The sequence below is a fragment of the Pseudomonas prosekii genome (assembly GCF_900105155.1).
Classification (GTDB): Bacteria; Pseudomonadota; Gammaproteobacteria; order Pseudomonadales; family Pseudomonadaceae; genus Aquipseudomonas; species Aquipseudomonas prosekii.
Genome location: NZ_LT629762.1, coordinates 2,924,485 through 2,942,094, shown reverse-complemented (window position 1 = coordinate 2,942,094; position 17,610 = coordinate 2,924,485). Strand labels below are relative to the sequence as shown.

11 protein-coding genes are annotated in these 17,610 nt (G+C 61.3%); 7 read left to right on the top strand and 4 right to left on the bottom strand.

Annotated features, from left to right (window positions below):
• Positions 1 to 7 precede the first annotated feature (7 nt).
• The 3 genes from BLU01_RS13245 to BLU01_RS13235 form a co-directional block, all read right to left on the bottom strand.
• Positions 8 to 1,090, bottom strand: a complete 1,083-nt coding sequence (locus BLU01_RS13245; RefSeq protein ID WP_092275952.1) for a 5-(carboxyamino)imidazole ribonucleotide synthase — start codon at positions 1,088 to 1,090, stop codon at positions 8 to 10.
• Positions 1,091 to 1,101: 11 nt separating this feature from the next.
• The gene (purE, locus tag BLU01_RS13240; protein ID WP_019694319.1) at positions 1,102 to 1,593 is read right to left on the bottom strand and encodes a 5-(carboxyamino)imidazole ribonucleotide mutase; all 492 of its coding nucleotides are present in this window, start codon (positions 1,591 to 1,593) and stop codon (positions 1,102 to 1,104) included.
• A gap of 332 nt (positions 1,594 to 1,925) precedes the next feature.
• Positions 1,926 to 2,834: a LysR substrate-binding domain-containing protein gene (locus BLU01_RS13235; protein WP_092275949.1), complete on the bottom strand. Its 909-nt coding sequence runs from the start codon at positions 2,832 to 2,834 to the stop codon at positions 1,926 to 1,928.
• 180 nt (positions 2,835 to 3,014) lie between these two features.
• On the opposite strand from BLU01_RS13235, the gene aspA reads away from it, so the two are divergent.
• The 7 genes from aspA (at position 3,015) to BLU01_RS13200 (ending at position 15,838) form a co-directional block, all read left to right on the top strand.
• Positions 3,015 to 4,439, top strand: coding sequence for an aspartate ammonia-lyase (gene aspA / locus BLU01_RS13230; RefSeq protein WP_008150027.1), 1,425 nt, complete (start codon positions 3,015 to 3,017; stop codon positions 4,437 to 4,439).
• Between the two features lie 499 nt (positions 4,440 to 4,938).
• Positions 4,939 to 6,402 (top strand): alanine/glycine:cation symporter family protein, encoded by a 1,464-nt coding sequence (locus BLU01_RS13225; protein WP_092275946.1) that lies wholly within the window; start codon positions 4,939 to 4,941, stop codon positions 6,400 to 6,402.
• A 140-nt stretch (positions 6,403 to 6,542) separates the two neighbouring features.
• The gene (locus BLU01_RS13220) at positions 6,543 to 7,547 is read left to right on the top strand and encodes an asparaginase (RefSeq protein WP_092275943.1); all 1,005 of its coding nucleotides are present in this window, start codon (positions 6,543 to 6,545) and stop codon (positions 7,545 to 7,547) included.
• A 162-nt stretch (positions 7,548 to 7,709) separates the two neighbouring features.
• On the top strand, positions 7,710 to 8,702 hold the full coding sequence (locus BLU01_RS13215) for an AraC family transcriptional regulator (RefSeq protein ID WP_092275940.1): 993 nt from the start codon (positions 7,710 to 7,712) through the stop codon (positions 8,700 to 8,702).
• 260 nt (positions 8,703 to 8,962) lie between these two features.
• Positions 8,963 to 9,994: a histone deacetylase family protein gene (locus BLU01_RS13210; protein WP_092281598.1), complete on the top strand. Its 1,032-nt coding sequence runs from the start codon at positions 8,963 to 8,965 to the stop codon at positions 9,992 to 9,994.
• Positions 9,995 to 10,006: 12 nt separating this feature from the next.
• Positions 10,007 to 11,122, top strand: a complete 1,116-nt coding sequence (locus BLU01_RS13205) for a polyamine ABC transporter substrate-binding protein (protein WP_092275937.1) — start codon at positions 10,007 to 10,009, stop codon at positions 11,120 to 11,122.
• 132 nt (positions 11,123 to 11,254) lie between these two features.
• On the top strand, positions 11,255 to 15,838 hold the full coding sequence (locus BLU01_RS13200) for a dermonecrotic toxin domain-containing protein (protein ID WP_092275934.1): 4,584 nt from the start codon (positions 11,255 to 11,257) through the stop codon (positions 15,836 to 15,838).
• A gap of 174 nt (positions 15,839 to 16,012) precedes the next feature.
• On the opposite strand, the gene pdxR is transcribed toward BLU01_RS13200, so the two are convergent.
• Complete coding sequence (pdxR, locus tag BLU01_RS13195; RefSeq protein ID WP_092275931.1) at positions 16,013 to 17,566, bottom strand: MocR-like pyridoxine biosynthesis transcription factor PdxR; 1,554 nt, start codon at positions 17,564 to 17,566, stop codon at positions 16,013 to 16,015.
• Positions 17,567 to 17,610 lie beyond the last annotated feature (44 nt).

Sequence of the window (17,610 nt, the reverse complement as noted above, 5' to 3'; positions counted from 1 at the left end):
AATGAAACTATTCGGCAATCAGCGCTTCAACCTTGAGAATCTGCGCGGCCAGGGTTTCGCGATTAGCGCAACGCAAGTTGGCGTGACCGACCTTGCGCCCGACCTTGAACGCCTTGCCGTAGTGATGCAGATGGCAATCGTCGATGGCCAGGACCTTCTCGGTGTCCGGCACTTTGCCGATGAAGTTGAGCATCGCGCTCTCACCGACCTTGGCCGTCGAACCCAGCGGCAAACCGGCAACGGCGCGCAGATGGTTTTCAAACTGGCTGCATTCGGCACCTTCAGTGGTCCAGTGCCCGGAGTTGTGCACGCGCGGGGCGATTTCGTTGGCCTTGAGGCCACCGTCGACTTCAAAGAACTCGAACGCCATCACGCCGACGTAATTCAGCTGCTTGAGCACACGGCTGGAATAGTCTTGCGCCAGCGCCTGCAACGGGTGATCGGTGCTGGCCACGGACAGCTTGAGGATGCCGCTGTCGTGGGTGTTGTGAACCAGTGGATAGAAGCGCGTTTCGCCATCGCGGGCCCGCACGGCGATCAGCGACACTTCGCCGGTGAACGGCACGAAGCCTTCCAGCAGACAGGCAACACTGCCCAACTCGGCGAACGTGTCGACCACATCATCAGGCGTGCGCAGGACTTTCTGGCCCTTGCCGTCGTAACCGAGTGTGCGGGTTTTCAGCACGGCGGGCAGACCGATGGACGCGACAGCGGCGTCCAGATCCGCTTGCGATTGAATGTCGGCGAACGCCGGGGTGGGAATCCCCAGGTCCTTGAACATGCTCTTCTCGAACCAGCGATCACGGGCGATGCGCAGCGCTTCGGCGCTCGGGTAGACCGGCACGAACTGCGACAGAAACGCCACGGTTTCGGCCGGGACGCTTTCGAACTCGAAGGTCACCAGATCGACTTCATCGGCCAGTTGGCGCAAGTGATCCTGATCGCCGTAATCGGCCCGCAGGTGCTCGCCCAAAGCAGCGGCGCAAGCATCCGGCGCCGGGTCGAGGAAAGCGAAGTTCATGCCGAGCGGAGTGCCCGCCAGCGCCAACATGCGGCCCAATTGGCCGCCACCGATTACACCGATCTTCATCGTCAACAACCTCAGGCGATGCGTGGGTCTGGATTGTCCAGGACGCTGTCTGTCTGTTCAGCACGGAAAGTTTTCAGCACCGCGTGGAACTGCGGGTGCTTGGCGCCGAGGATGCTCGCCGAGAGCAGCGCGGCGTTGATCGCGCCAGCCTTGCCGATGGCCAGGGTGGCAACCGGAATGCCCGCCGGCATTTGCACGATCGAGAGCAGCGAATCGACGCCCGACAGCATCGACGACTGCACCGGAACGCCGAGCACCGGCAGGTGGGTCTTGGCCGCACACATGCCCGGCAAGTGCGCCGCGCCACCGGCACCGGCGATGATCACCTCGATGCCTCGCGCCTCAGCTTCTTCGGCGTACTGGAACAGCAAGTCCGGGGTGCGGTGGGCGGAGACCACTTTCACCTCGTAAGGAATGCCGAGCTTTTCCAGCATGTCGGCGGTGTGGCTAAGGGTGGACCAATCGGACTTGGAGCCCATGATCACGCCAACCAGTGCGCTCATCGTCGTGCCTCTTCTCTCTGGGCGCCCGGGGGCGCGTCAAAAAACAACAAGCCACGCAAAAATGCGTGGCTCGATTGTACGAAAAATGGCCAGTCAAGCCGGCCGAAGGCCGCGCAGTATACCTCAATGAAGCAGATAAACAGCCCCCTGCGCGACCATCTGTCATAACCCCAAAAGTCGCGGTTTTATTGACTTGAGAGTCAGTCAAATACCCCGCAATCCACCTGTGGGAGCGAGCGTGCTCGCGATAGCGTCCGGTCAGTCAACCTTGATCCTGAATGCAAGACCGTCATCGCGAGCAAGCTCGCTCCCACAGGGGTTAGTCGGTTTACTCAGGAACCTTGCGCGGCGCCGCCCTCGAGTTTGCGCCAGAGCAATCGCACGTTGGCCTTGCGCACCAGCGCGCAGCGGTACAGGCGAATCTCCAGCGGCACGTGCCATTGCGGGCCGCCGCACACCACCAGCTCACCGCGCGCCAGCTCGGCGCGCACGCTCAGTTGCGGCACCCAGGCAATGCCCAAGCCTTCGAGCGCCATGCTTTTCAGGCTGTCGGCCATCGCGGTCTCATAGATAGTGGTAAAGCGCAGCGCGCGCTGGCGCAGTAGCAAATTCACCGAGCGCCCCAGAAACGCCCCGGCGCTGTAGGCCAGCAGCGGCACACTGGCGTCGCCTTCCAGATCGAACAACGGCTTGCCGTCAGCATCCGCCGCGCACACCGGCAACATCTCGGTTTGCCCCAAGTGCAGCGATGGGAAAATCTCCGGGTCCATTTGCATCGCCGCGTCCGGGTCGTAGAACGCCAGCATCAAATCGCAACCGCCCTCGCGCAACGCGTGCACCGCATCGCCAACGTTGGTCGCGACCAGCCGCGTGGCAATGTTCAAACCTTCATTACGCAACTGCGCGATCCAGCGCGGGAAGAAGCCCAATGCCAACGAGTGAGCCGCCGCCACTTGCATCACTTCGCCCTGCCCGCCCTCAAGGTGATGCAGATGGCGCAGCACTTCGCCCAACTGTTCCACCACCGTGCGCGCCGTCACCAGAAACAACTGCCCCGCCGCCGTCAGTTCGATCGGCGTGCGCGAGCGGTTGACCAGTTGCAGGCCCAGCGCGGCTTCCAGACTGCGGATCCGCCGACTGAACGCTGGCTGGGTGACGAAGCGCCGCTCAGCCGCCTGGGAAAAGCTGCGGGTGGCGGCCAGGGCGCTAAAGTCCTCCAGCCATTTGCTTTCCAGATTCATCAGGTCCTCCCGGACACGCACCAAATTAGCTCACACGTTTGCCGCGTACACGGCGTCACATCGGCATTATGCCGAATGTGCATAGGCCAGCGCTTAACAGCATTGGCCCAAAATTGTTCACAAGCCTAGCATTTGCAGCGTTCCGGCACAGACCGGGTCCATATTGAGATGATTTCTATCATGTCCTCCGCTGCATCATTCCGCACAGAAAAAGACCTGCTTGGCGTACTCGAAGTACCCGCTCAAGCGTATTACGGCATCCAGACCCTGCGAGCGGTGAACAACTTCCGTCTCTCCGGCGTTCCGATTTCGCATTACCCGAAGCTGGTTGTCGGCCTGGCCATGGTCAAACAGGCCGCCGCTGACGCCAACCGCGAGCTGGGTCATCTGAGCGAAGCCAAGCACGCTGCCATCAGCGAAGCCTGTGCACGATTGATCCGCGGCGACTTCCACGAAGAGTTCGTGGTCGACATGATTCAGGGCGGCGCTGGCACGTCGACCAACATGAATGCCAACGAAGTCATCGCCAACATCGCGCTGGAGGCCATGGGCCACCAGAAGGGCGAATACCAATACCTGCACCCGAACAACGACGTGAACATGGCGCAGTCGACCAACGACGCTTACCCGACGGCGATTCGCCTGGGTCTGCTGTTGGGCCACGACGCGCTGCTGGCCAGCCTCGACAGCCTGATTCAGGCATTCGCGGCCAAAGGTCAGGAATTCGCTCACGTCTTGAAAATGGGCCGCACGCAACTGCAAGACGCTGTGCCGATGACCCTCGGCCAGGAATTCCGTGCTTTCGCCACCACACTGGGCGAAGACCTGGCCCGTCTGAAGACGCTGGCCCCGGAACTGCTGACCGAAGTCAACCTGGGCGGCACCGCGATCGGCACCGGCATCAACGCCGACCCGCGTTACCAGCACCTCGCCGTCGAGCGTCTGGCGCTGATCAGCGGTCAACCGCTGGTGCCAGCCGCCGACCTGATCGAAGCGACTTCCGACATGGGCGCCTTCGTGCTGTTCTCCGGCATGCTCAAGCGCACCGCGGTCAAGCTGTCGAAAATCTGCAACGACCTGCGCCTGCTGTCCAGCGGCCCACGGACCGGGATCAACGAAATCAACTTGCCGGCGCGTCAGCCAGGCAGTTCGATCATGCCCGGCAAGGTCAACCCGGTGATCCCGGAAGCGGTCAACCAGGTAGCGTTCCAGATCATCGGCAACGACCTGGCCCTGACCATCGCGGCTGAAGGCGGCCAACTGCAACTGAACGTGATGGAGCCGCTGATCGCGTTCAAGATCTTCGACTCGATCCGCCTGCTGCAACGCGCCATGGACATGCTGCGCGAGCACTGCATCGTCGGCATCACCGCCAACGAAGAGCGCTGCCGCGAACTGGTCGAACACTCGATCGGTCTGGTCACCGCGCTGAACCCGTACATTGGCTATGAAAACGCCACCCGCATCGCCCGCATCGCCCTTGAAAGCGGCCGCGGCGTGCTGGAACTGGTGCGCGAAGAAGGCTTGCTCGACGACGAAATGCTCGCCGACATCCTGCGCCCGGAAAACATGATTGCTCCGCGTCTGGTGCCTCTCAAGGCTTGACCAAACGCCGGTTCTTGCTCTTGTAACCAAGGGCACGAGAGCCACGCTCACCAGGTCGAGGGACTAGACACCTCTCACCTTTTGAGGGCTTGGGGATTTATTCCCCAAGCCCTTTTTTTTAACTGTTTACAGGCCCGACCGTACAACTCGTGCCTGACTCGACTTCTGTGGGAGCAAGGCTTGCCCGCGATGGCGCCCTCAACATCGCCATCGCGGGCAAGCCATGCTCCCACATGAGAAAGGGCTTCGTTTCGTCGCTTGCACCGCTATCGTGCAGACGGACGGCACTCGGATAGGTATAGTGCCGCCCCTCTTCGCGTGAGCGGTCGTCGGTAACGAGGCCCAAACCCATGCGAAACCCGAACTAATAACAAACTCCGCGATATGGAACCCGGGACGACACATTCGCCTCACCTGTTTTGCCCTGCGCAAACCGGTGTAACGCGATGTTTCTGCCAATCCAGCATTTGCTTAAACAAAAAACAGCGAGGAATACTCCATGCTCGAAGTCATCAACGGCTTCCTCTCAGAGAAAGTACTGATCGTGCTCATTGTCGGGCTCGGTGGCTACTTCACGATCCGCTCGCGTTTCGTTCAATTGCGCCATTTCTTCCATATGTTCGCGGTGTTTCGCGACAGCCTCAAAAGCAGCGCCGGTCAGCTCAGCTCGTTCCAGGCGCTGATGCTCAGCCTCGCCGGTCGCGTTGGCGCCGGCAACATTGCCGGGGTCGGCATCGCCGTGACCATGGGCGGCCCGGGCGCAGTGTTCTGGATGTGGGTGACCGCGCTGGTCGGCATGTCCAGCAGCTTCTTCGAATGTTCCCTCGGCCAGCTCTACAAACGCTGCGACTCCGACGGCACCTATCGCGGCGGCCCGTCCTATTACATTCAGCACGGTTTGCAGAAGCGCTGGTTGGGCATGGTCATGGCATTCCTGCTGTTGGTGACCTTCGGTTTTGCCTTCAACGGCCTGCAATCCCACGCCGTGACCCACTCACTGAAAGACGCATTCGAACTCGACCCGACTTACACCGGCGCCGCGCTGGCGGTGTTGCTGGGTCTGGTGTTCATCGGCGGGATCAAGCGCATCGCCAAGGTCGCTGACCTGCTGGTGCCGGTCAAAACCCTGGTGTACATCGGCGTGACCCTCTACGTGATCGTGCTGCAATTCGACCACGTACCGGCGATGCTGATGACCATCGTCAAAAGCGCTTTTGGTCTGGATCAAGCGTTCGGCGGCCTGGTCGGCAGCGCGATCATCATGGGCGTGAAACGCGGCGTGTTCGCCAACGAAGCCGGTCTGGGCAGTGCGCCCAACGTGGCGGCGGTCGCGTCGGTCGAGCACCCGGTGGCACAAGGTGTGGTTCAGGCGTTCAGCGTGTTCCTCGACACCTTCATCATCTGCACCTGCACCGCGTTGCTGATCCTGCTGTCGGGTTTCTACACGCCGGGCTTTGAAGGCGACGGCATTGCCCTGACCCAGAACTCGCTGGCCGCTGTCGTCGGTGACTGGGGCCGCAGCTTCATTTCCGTGGCGCTGTCGTTGTTCGTGTTCACCTCGATCCTCTACAACTACTACCTCGGCGAGAGCAACCTGCGTTTCCTGATCGGTGAAAACCGCTTGGCGCTGATGGCTTATCGGGCGCTGGTGCTGGTGTTGATCTACTGGGGCGCGGTCGAAAACCTCGGCACGGTGTTCGCGTTTGCCGACATCACCATGACCATGCTCGCGTTCGTCAACCTGATCGCGCTGTTCCTGCTGTTCAAGATCGCCATGCGCGTGCTGCGTGACTACGACGACCAGCGCGCTGCCGGGATCAAGACGCCGGTATTCGATTCGAGCAAGTTCCCGGACCTCGACCTCGACTTGCAAGCCTGGCCAGCCAACCCGCCAGCCTCCGCCAGCAAGGTTGAAGCGCCGACGCAAGCCAAGCCTCAAGACGTAGCCGCAGCGCAACGCTGATCGGTTAAAGTGCGAAAAACCTTGTAGCAGCGAGCCTGCTCGCGAAGCGGTCGTAACCTTCAACTTCACCGTTGACTGAAACGCCGCCATCGCGAGCAGGCTCACTCCTACACCGGACGTCATCGTTCTCGGAGATCTCCATGAATTCCTCGACCTACCCTGCCGCCCAGCACGTCATGGTGCTCTACACCGGCGGCACCATCGGCATGCAAGCCAGCGCTGCCGGTCTGGCCCCGGCATCCGGTTTCGAAGCGCGGATGCGCGAATACCTGCACAGCCAACCGCAACTCGTGGTGCCGCAGTGGCGTTTTCGCGAGATGAGCCCGCTGATCGACAGCGCCAACATGACCCCCGCCTACTGGCAGCAACTGCGCGAAGCCGTGGTCGATGCGGTGGACGTGCAGGGCTGCGACAGCGTGTTGATCCTGCACGGCACTGACACCCTCGCCTACAGCGCGGCGGCGATGAGTTTCCAATTGCTCGGACTGCACGCGCGCGTATGTTTTACCGGCTCGATGCTGCCGGCCGGCGTGACTGACAGCGATGCCTGGGAAAACCTCGGCGGTGCACTGGTCGCGCTCGGCCAAGGCTTGGCGCCGGGGGTTCACCTGTATTTCCATGGCGAACTGCTGGACCCGACACGCTGCGCGAAAGTGCGCAGTTTCGGCCGCCATCCGTTCAAGCGCCTGGAACGTCAGGGCGGCGGCGTGAAGGCGACTTCACTGCCGACAGAACTGACCTATGACCAGCCGAAAAACCTCGCGAACGTCGCGGTATTACCGTTGTTCCCCGGCATCGGCGCCGAGGTGCTGAACGGCCTGCTCGACAGCGGCATTCAGGGTCTGGTGCTGGAATGCTACGGCAGCGGCACCGGGCCAAGCGACAACCCCGAGTTCCTCGCCGCGCTGGTCCGCGCGCGGGACAACGGCGTGGTGGTGGTTGCGGTCACGCAATGCCATGAAGGTGGGGTCGAGCTGGATGTGTATGAGGCTGGCAGTCGCTTGCGCGGCGCTGGCGTGTTGTCCGGCGGCGGCATGACCCGCGAAGCGGCGTTCGGCAAATTGCACGCGCTGCTCGGCGCAGGGTTGGACCACGCCGAAGTGCGACGCTTGGTCGAACTGGATCTGTGTGGTGAGTTGAGCTGATCCGACACCGGCCTTGTATCAAGGCTTGCCCGCGCAGGCGTCATCAAAGACGCCAAAAGCTTCGCGGGCAAGCCTCGCTCCTACAGGTGTTATTTAGCGACATGATCGTGCCTGCGGGCATGTAACTTGCTCCATTCCAGCATCCAATCGCTGGAAGCCCCCATGCTGCACTCGCACCTCACCACTCTCAATGCGGTTTCCCTGGTGCTCAGCACTTTCCGCGCCGAAGGCTTGTCCAGCGCAGCGTTGCTCGCCGGCAGCGGCATCAGCGCGGCGGATCTGAGCCGGGCAGACACGCGCATCACCACTAATCAGGAGATGCAGGTCTGCGCCAATGCGGTCGCGCTCAAGCGTGATATCGGCCTGGAACTGGGCCGGCGCATGCACGTTTCGTCCTACGGCATGCTCGGTTATGCGCTGCTCACCAGTGCCACCTTCGGTGACGCTTTGCGCCTGGCGATGCGTTATCCGGCGCTGTTGGGAACACTTTTCGAGCTGAGCCTGGAAGACGATGGCGAGCGCGTCTGGTTCGTCGCCGCCGATTATCGGGAGAACCCGGCGCTGGCAGTGTTCAATGCCGAATTCTGCCTGGTGTCGTTGAAAGTCATCTGCGACGACCTGCTCGGCCATCCGCTGCCGCTGCTCGGCGCACGCTTCGAGCACGCGGCGCCGGATTATCAGGCGACCTACGCCGAACACTTCAATTGCCCTTTGAACTTCAACGCGCCGGACAACGCCTTCGCCTTCGACCGCGCGTGGCTCGATCAGCCGTTGCCGCTGGCCGATGTCATCACCCACCAAGCCATGGCCGAACGTTGCCGCAAGCAGAACACCGAGTTCACCGGTCGTCAGGCCTGGCTCGGGCGCATCCGCCAGTTGCTCGGCGCGCAATTGAACGCGGCGCCGGGGCTTGAGGGGCTGGCGGCGCAGATGAAATGTTCGGCGCGCACTTTGCGTCGGCACCTCAAGGATCTGGGCTGCAGTTATCAGGAACTGCTCGATGAGCTGCGGTTTGAACAGGCCAAGCAAATGCTCTGCGACGATCAACTGCCGATTTACCAGATCGCCGAGGCGCTGGGCTTCAGCGAAACCGCCAGTTTCCGCCACGCGTTCGTGCGCTGGAGCGGCGTTGCGCCGAGCCAGTTCCGCCCTTAAGCACAACGACGCAGGAATCAAATCCCTGTAGGAGCGAGGCTTGCCCGCGAAGCTTTTAGCGTTCGCAAGGACGCCTTCGCGGGCAAGCCTCGCTCCTACGGGTTCTGCGTCATTCGGGGGCAGACGCGCGCCAACAAGGGGCGAATTGCGGTCAGAGTTTTTGGCCATATCGATCCCCTTTTGGCCTCTCCTGCCGTTCTCCCAAACGCCGTGCGAGGCAAGACTGGGTGCAACCGAATCAGCCTGCGGAGAACAACAAAATGCTGACGATTTACTCAGACGATCACCACCTGCACCACGGCCGCTGCGAATTGATGGACGGGCAACTGATGCCCTGCTTCGAAATGCCGTCCCGTGCCGATCACGTTCTACAGCGCGTGCAAGACCGCGACCTCGGCCCGGTGGAAGCGCCACAGGATTTCGGCCTCGAGCCGATTGCCCGCATCCACAGCCGCGACTACCTCGATTTTTTCAAAGGTGCCTGGGCCCGTTGGACCGAGTTCAATACCGACGGCGACTTGCTGCCCTACACTTGGCCGGCGCGCACCCTGCGGCGGATCATGCCGACCAGCCTGCACGGCCAGCTCGGTTATTACAGCTTCGACGGCGGCGCGCCGATCACCGCCGGCACCTGGCAAGCGGCGTACAGCGCAGCGCAAGTGGCGTTGACCGCGCAAGCAGCGATCCAGCGCGGCGCCCGCAGTGCTTTCGCGTTGTGTCGTCCGCCGGGACACCACGCCGCCAGTGATTTGATGGGCGGTTATTGCTACCTCAACAACGCCGCAATTGCCGCTCAGGCCTTCATCGATCAGGGCCACAAAAAAGTCGCGATCCTCGACGTCGATTACCACCACGGCAACGGCACGCAATCGATTTTCTACGAGCGCAGCGACGTGCTGTTCACCTCGATCCACGGCCACCCGGAAGCCGAATTCCCGTTCTTCCTCGGCTACGACGATGAACTGGGCGAAGGCGCCGGCGAAGGCTACAACTTCAACTACCCTCTGCCCGCCGGCTCAGGCTGGGAGACCTGGAGCGCCGCGCTGGATCAGGCCTGCGAGGAGATCGAAAAGTACGGCGCCGACATCGTCGTCGTGTCGCTGGGCGTCGACACGTTCAAGGACGATCCGATCTCGCAGTTCAAGCTCGACAGCCCGGATTACCTGGCAATGGGCGCACGCATCGGCAAGCTCGGCAAACCGACGCTGTTTGTCATGGAAGGTGGCTACGCGGTAGAGGAAATCGGCATCAACGCCGTCAACGTTCTCGAAGGTTTTGAAAGCGCCCATTGAGGAATTAAAACAATGAACAGACTCAAGCGTTTTATCGCTCCAGCGTTCGTCCCCACGATGCTGTGCGCGACGTTGCTCAGCGGCGCCGCCCACGCCGAAGAGCGAACGTTGCGCGTCTACAACTGGTTCGACTACATCAAGCCCAAGGCGTTGGAAGACTTCAAGACACAGAACACCCAGACCAAACTGGTCTACGACATCTTCGACACCAACGAAGCGCTCGAAGCCAAGTTGCTCACCGGCAATTCCGGTTACGACGTGGTGGTGCCGTCCAACGTGTTCCTCGCCAAGCAAATTGAAGCCGGGGTGTTCCAGCCGCTGGACCGCAGCAAGTTGCCGAACTGGAATCACCTCGATCCCAAGTTGATGAAGCTGATCGAGGCCAACGACCCCGGCAACAAATTCGCCGTGCCGTACATGTACGGCACCATCCTGATCGGCTTCAACCCGGACAAAGTCAAAGCCGCGCTCGGCGCCAACGCGCCGGTGGACAGTTGGGACCTGATCTTCAAGGAAGAAAACATCAGCAAGCTCAAGCAGTGCGGCGTCGCCCTGCTCGACTCGCCGTCGGAGATCCTGCCGCTGGCCCTGCAACACCTGGGCCTCGACCCGAACAGCACAAAACCGGCGGATTACGAAAAGGCTGAAGCGCTGTTGATGAAGATTCGGCCCTACGTTACGTACTTCCATTCCTCGAAATACATGGCCGACATCGCCAACGGTGACATCTGCGTCGCGGTCGGTTATTCCGGCAGTTTCTCCCAGGCCGCCAATCGCGCCAAAGAGGCGAAAAACGGTGTGGTGGTCGACATGCGTTTGCCCAAAGAAGGCGCGCCGATCTGGTTCGACATGCTCGCGATTCCCAAAGGCGCGAAAAACCCGCAAGACGCCTACACCTTCATCAACTACCTGCTGCAACCGCAGGTGATTGCGCCGGTCAGCGATTTTGTCGGTTACCCGAACCCGAACAAGGACGCCACCGAGCTGGTCGATCCGGCGATCCGCAACAACCCCAACCTGTACCCGACGGAGTCTGCGATGAGCACGCTCTACACCTTGCAACCGCTGCCGCGTGATGCCGAACGCGCACGCACGCGAGCGTGGACCAAAATCAAATCCGGCACCTGATCATCCGCCCAGCCACCAGACCCGCCATGCGCGGGTCTTTTTTTGCCTGCGATAAATAGCTACCACCCGCAGCAGCATCGCGTTTCCTACCGTGGGCCACTCCGTAATGCCCCGATCAACAAGGAACCGACCATGACCTCCCCGCCCGAACACCTCAACAACGCCATGCTGCTGCAGGAAAAAAGTGCGCTGATCTACCAGACCAGCCGCGGCCCCAGCCTGCGGGAAGTCGGCGCAAAACTGTTGCGCGAAGCGCTGCACGAGCTGTACCCGAACCTGCACATCGATCCGGATCACACCTTGATCGTCACCCCGCACTGGGAGCCGGCCGGTGAATCGCTGAACAGCTTCGAGCCGCTGATCGAAACCATGACCACCACGTTGCTGGCGCAAAGTCGCTCGGCACAAGCGGCCAACTTCATTGAAGGCGAGCACTTCCTGACCCCCGCGCCGCTCACCGAATACCCCGTACAACTGGCGGTCAGCATCGAGGACATCGCCAACCTGCTGAATAACTACGCGCCGCTGCTGTTTATCGAATTCCAGCAGCAGCAGCTCGCTTACTGGAACGCGCCAATCAGCGGCAAACCGCGCTGGCATGAACTCAGCGACACCCTGAGAAAGGCCTTGAACCTGCAACAGATCAAAGGCTGGACCGCCGATGACTGCGAAGTCGCACGAGCCGTTTCCGCCTACCCCGACAAAACCGAGCGAGCCACGGCCAACACTGCGATCCCGGGCATTCAGGCGTGCCTGATCGACATCGATTACGACGAGCCGGACAACGTCCGCCACGTCGTACTCAGCGGCGCAATCGTGCTCAAGGCGACCCATAACAACCGCGAGATCCTGCTGCTGCACAGCATCGAGGGCGGCTACGAAACTTTCGCGTCCATGCAAGCGTTGGGCGCTTCCCTGCCGACGCGCATGGGCATGGAGGACACCGGGCATACCTGGCAATGGCGGCTGTTCGAACCGGATGGCAACGTGTTCGATTACGTCGCGTGGGCGCTGATCGCCGGGCAAATGGAGGCGATCTCTTCGCTGCAATCCTCGGCCGATGCAACCACGCTGCCCATTTCACCCGCCTCCAGCGGTACCGGGAATTTCAGCGCCGAAGAAAAGGTCCACTTCGACCAACTCGAAGCGGCGATACCCGCGTGGCTGGCCAACGCCTCCGCGTCCGACCTGCAAGCCTACGGCCATTACCTGTCCAATCAGGGCCGATTGCGCAACGCTTCCGCGCTCAACGACATCCAGTTGATCAGCGAATATGCCGAACAACAGATGCGCAACGCGATCATCGCGGACCGCAGCGCGCATGCCAATGACGCTGCTGCGCTGCCCCTTGAGGACCTGCGCATTGTTGTCGTCAGCAGTCTGAGCGTCGGCGCCTTCACCCTGCCCAACCCGCAGGAAACCCACGTCGAAACCCTCGGCCAGTTCGCCCTGCAGAACAACACGCCGTACAAAGCGGCGCTGAAATTTCTAAACAATCAGGCCTGCCCTGCCTGGCTGACGGTGCCTTACCTGGTGAAAATTGCGCAGCAGGTCGATGTCGGCAAAAACTACCCGGCGCTGCTCAAGGCTCACCTCATCGACGATGACACGCTGGCATTTGATCAACTGCAACGGTATGTCAACCTGTTGCCCGACCTGCTCAAACTCAAGGCTCTGGAATGCAAGCTGCAAAAGGACGGCGGCGTCAACGCGACGGGTTATCGCTACATCTGTGAATTGATGGACCGGGCACAGGGTCATCCGCCGCAGGAGTCGCAGGACATCGTCATCCGCCCATTGAGTTTCGTGCCGCGCCATCGTTTGTTGTCGACGGGCGATACCGTGGCGAACATGTTCATCATCGGCCCACGGCATCCGCACAACAGTCCGTGCCTGCTCTACCGTCCGGCGCTGGAACAACCGCTGCTGCAATTCGCCTCGCTGCAAAACATGATTTACGCCATCCACCAGCCTGGCGAACTGCGCGACTCGGTGCTGGCCTGGCTGCCGACCCCGGCGCTCAGTTTCGAATATTCGCAGTACGTGTTTCCGGTCGGCCTGCCGTCACCGTGGCTGACCACGCAAACCGGGATCGAGATGCTGTTCAACCTCGACTTGAGCGGGCCGATCAGCCTGGGCACCGACGAAATTCGCGAAAATCTGTTACCCACGTTGTTTACCAGCAACGCCAACACGTTGGTCGAACAAGCGGATCGGCAATCGCTGTCGAACGGCGAGCGTCGCTGGGAACTGCTGCGCGACAGTGGCTGGGCGATTTTCAATATCGCCTCGACTTTTCTGACCGGCCCGGTGGGCACCGCCGCGTGGGTCTGGCAATGCATCGGGCAATTGCAGCAAGGGCTGGAAGCACGCGAACGCGGCGACAGCCTGGTGCAATGGACGTCGCTTGGCGACGTGCTGATGACGCTGGGGATGATCCTGATCCACCGCGCCAGTCAGCGCCGCAATCGCGTCGAGGTCGAGCGCAGACCCGGCAAACGCCGCAGCTCGCTGCAGCAAAAATCGGTGCCGCGCTTGCTGGCACCGGCGACTGCCGCGACCACCATGACGTTCGACAGCCACCTGCTGACCGGCCAACTGCCGCTGGAACACGCTACCACGCTGGAAGAAACCGCCTCGGTTCCGCGCCGCGCGCCAGGTCCGCTGGGTATTTATCTGGACGCCCTGAAAGTCAGCGCGCCGGACTTGAACAATGCCGACGTGACCATCCTCAAAAGCGCTCCGCCGCACCTGTACCAGCTCGACGACAAACGTTACGCGAGGGTCGGCACACGCTGGTTCGAGGTGATGACCAATGGCGATGACGAAGTGGAAATCTTCAATCGCAAAAGCCCGATGCGTAATGGGCCGTTGTTGATCCATGACCTGCACGGCAATTGGTACGTCGACACGCGCCTGCGCCTGCGCGGCGGCGGTTTGAAAAGCCGCTTGAAAGCCATCCGCCTGCAAAAAGAGCAGCGCAAGGACGCCTTGGAGGAAAAAATCCAGGCGTTCAAACGTCAGGAAACGGCGATAAAAGATGAAGTGCAGGCATTGCAGGATGCGATGCTGCTGGCGCCCGTCGATGGCTACGAAGCGCACGCCAAGGCGTATACCGACCGCATCGAAAGCGTGATCGACAACTACCGCGAAGCGCTCGCGCAACTCGGCGAGTGGCGCCAACTGGGCGGCACAATCGGTTACACCTACGACATGCTGCGCCTGACTACCTTGCTGGAAAAATACCTGTCGCTGTGGTTCACGGTGAAGGGCTCTCTGTATTCGACGATCATTGCGCCGATGACCGGCGAAGGCGCGATCAACCCCAATGTGCCCGTGGGCGGCGACTTGCCGACGATTGGCCGGGCCACCGAGGTGTCGCACGCAATCATCCAGCGCATCGGCTGGGCGCAGGAAGCTCTGGACGGCCTGAAAGTGTTGGGCCGCGCCTCCCGCGAAGCGTCGCACACCATCAAAAGCCTGATGCCGCGCTACTCGCAACTGGATTACAAGGCCAACCTGATCGGCATGGCGTACGAGCAATGCGTGCAAGAACAGGCCAGCGAAATGATGCCGCTTGCCCGTGCGGCGGTGGCGGACATCGTGGTCGATGCCTCGGAAGCGAGTCACGAACTCAACGATCTGCTGAAACCCGCGCAGGCGCCAACGCCCGCCGCGCAACGCATCAATGTGCTGTCGCAACTGACCGATACTTTCGCCGATGCACTGCAACGGCTCGAAGACTTGCCCGAGCAATACCCTGCCATGACCCATCCCGAAGCAGTGGCGCGTTTGCATGAACAGATCAAGGAGTTCCAGGCAATTGCCCAGGCGCAGCTCTCGGCGCTTGTGCCGGAAGATGAGTGGGCCGTCGAGCAGGAAGAAACGCCCGCCGTTGCCGGGCCGTCGCGCCTGCAGGTGAAAGTCACGAAAACCCGCCCGCGCAACTCGCCAACGGACACCGAGCTGCCGGCGCAAACGGCTCATTTCAAGCGTTTGATGCCCAAGAGCGAGCAACCGGCCAAACCCGTTAGAAAGGACATAGAAGTTATTGCCGACGCGCTGGGGCTCAATCTTGAAGTCGAGAGTTTCATCACGCGCACGCGCAAGGACGCCGAACGCGCCAACCGCATCCCCGCCGACATGCAGCATCTGTTCGAGCAGCAAGCGCTCAGATATGAGGATGAAGCCGCAGCGGTCGATATCGCTTCAGCCAACATCCGCAGCACAACCGGTCAGCCGCCGCCGGTCTCGACGCTGAGTGCCGAACTGCGCAGCGGCGCCGAGCAACTGCGTACCGCCGGGATCAACGTTCGAGCGTCGATGCTGAAGAAACGCAAACCGCGTCAGGAGTATTTCCAGTGGTTGCATCAGAACACTCAAGTCACCGTCGTACGCAACGAACTGGGGCGGATCAGAACCAAAAATCGCAAAGACTATTTTCAGGAATATCGAATACTCGACACCACGCGTAGCGATCAGCCGCTATGGGTCGCGCACTTTCACTACGAGGCAGCCGACAGCCCGGCCAGCCAACCGACCGCGGCGCACCTGAAAATTGCCGACAGTTATCTGCAAACGCTGGAGCCGGAACTGCGTCAACAACTCGAATTGATTGAACCGATGGATTACGTGCTGCGCCGAATCAACGATCCGCTGACGCGCTCACTGTTTCTCGACCTCGAACCGATAAAACCGGCCGCAACAAATAGTTGAATCCTGTAGCAGCTGCGGAGCCTGCGAGGCTGCGTTCGGCGTTTGTAGCAGCTGCCGAGCCTGCGAGGCTGCGTTCGGCTGCGTAGCAGACGTAAATCCCAAGGCGAGAATTGCGTTCTCGAACGCACCCTCGCGGGCTCGGGAGCTGCTACAGGGGATCGGTATTTGGCGGAGTCAGTCGCAACCCCAGGCAACCCGCAAACGCATCAGCGCCGAGTGAATATCGGCCTCCGGCACAGCGGCGAAACCCAGCACCAACCCGGCGCGCTGATCTGCTGGCAGGGTGGAATCGGCCAACCAATAACTGCTCAACGGATTGATCTCAACGCCGACCGCCGCCGCTTGCGCCACCAGTTCGCGCTCGCGAGCGACGCTTTCCACCGAAACAGTCAAATGCAGGCCTGCCGCGACATTGGGCAGGCTGCCGACGCCCGGAATATCCTTCGGCCAACCGGCCAGCAGCGCATTGCGACGACTCAACGCGGCGCGGCGCATGCGCCGAATGTGTCGCTGGAAGTGCCCAGCGGCAATGAACTCGGCCATCACCGCTTGCGTGCTGACCTCCGAATGCCGCACGTCCACGGCGCGGCGCCGCGAGAACGCATCGACCAGCGCCGGCGGCAACACCAGATAACCGAGGCGCAATGCCGGGAAAGCCACTTTGCCGAACGTGCCGACGTACAACACGCGCCCCTGGCGATCCAGCGCCGCCAAGGGTGCCAGCGGCGCGCCGCTGTAGCGATACTCGCCGTCGTAGTCGTCTTCGACGATCCAGCCTTGAGTGCGCTCGGCCCACGCCAACAATTCCAGACGCCGCGCCAGACTCATGATCACCCCGGTCGGGTATTGATGAGACGGCGTGACATAAGCCAAGCGGCAATCGCTCAGCCCTTCCAGCTCAGCGCAATTGATCCCCTCGCCGTCAACCGCCACGCCGTGCAATCGGCCACCGGCCACGGCGAATGCATGACCCGCCGCGCGGTAGCCCGGATTCTCGATCGCCACACCATCGCCGGGCTCCACCAGCAGCTGTGCACAAAGGCTAATCGCCTGCTGCGCGCCACTGGTGATCACAATTTGTTCAGCCGTGCACTGCATGCCGCGCGAACTGCGCAAATACGCCGCGATCATTCCGCGCAATCGCTCATCGCCCGCCGGGTCGCCATAACACAACTGCTGTAAATCCGGTTTGCGCCAGAAAGCCGCGTTGAGCTTGGCCCACACCTCGAACGGGAACAGATCGAAGGCCGGCACACCGACTCTAAAAGCCTTCGGCGGACCACTGGGCGGCAGGGCCAAATGGTTGTTTTCAACCCGCTGCAAAGCCACATTGTGGATAACTTTACTGGATGGAATCACAGGTAAATCCAGCCAATTTGTGGATAAGGCTGTGGGTAAGCCTGTTGATAAGCCTGTGGACAGTTTTGTGGATAGTTTTTTTGCCGGTAACGCGGTTTGCGGTAATTGCGCGACATAAGTGCCGTCGCCGACCCGGCCTTCGATAAACCCTTCGGCGTACAACTGATCGTAGGCGCGGACCACGCTGTTGCGCGAAATCGACAACGCTGCCGCCAGATCACGAGTGGCCGGCAAACGCGTGCCGCTGGCCAGTCGGCCATCGAGCACCCGCGCGCGCAAGGCTTGATAGAGCTGTCGGCTCAGCCCTTGGCGCGGATCAAGTTCGATGCCGGCCGGGTTGAAGGACAAGGACAACGGTTCGCTGGTCATCGCCGTTCTCGCACTGAATGGACCTATGAAATTGGCCAGTAATG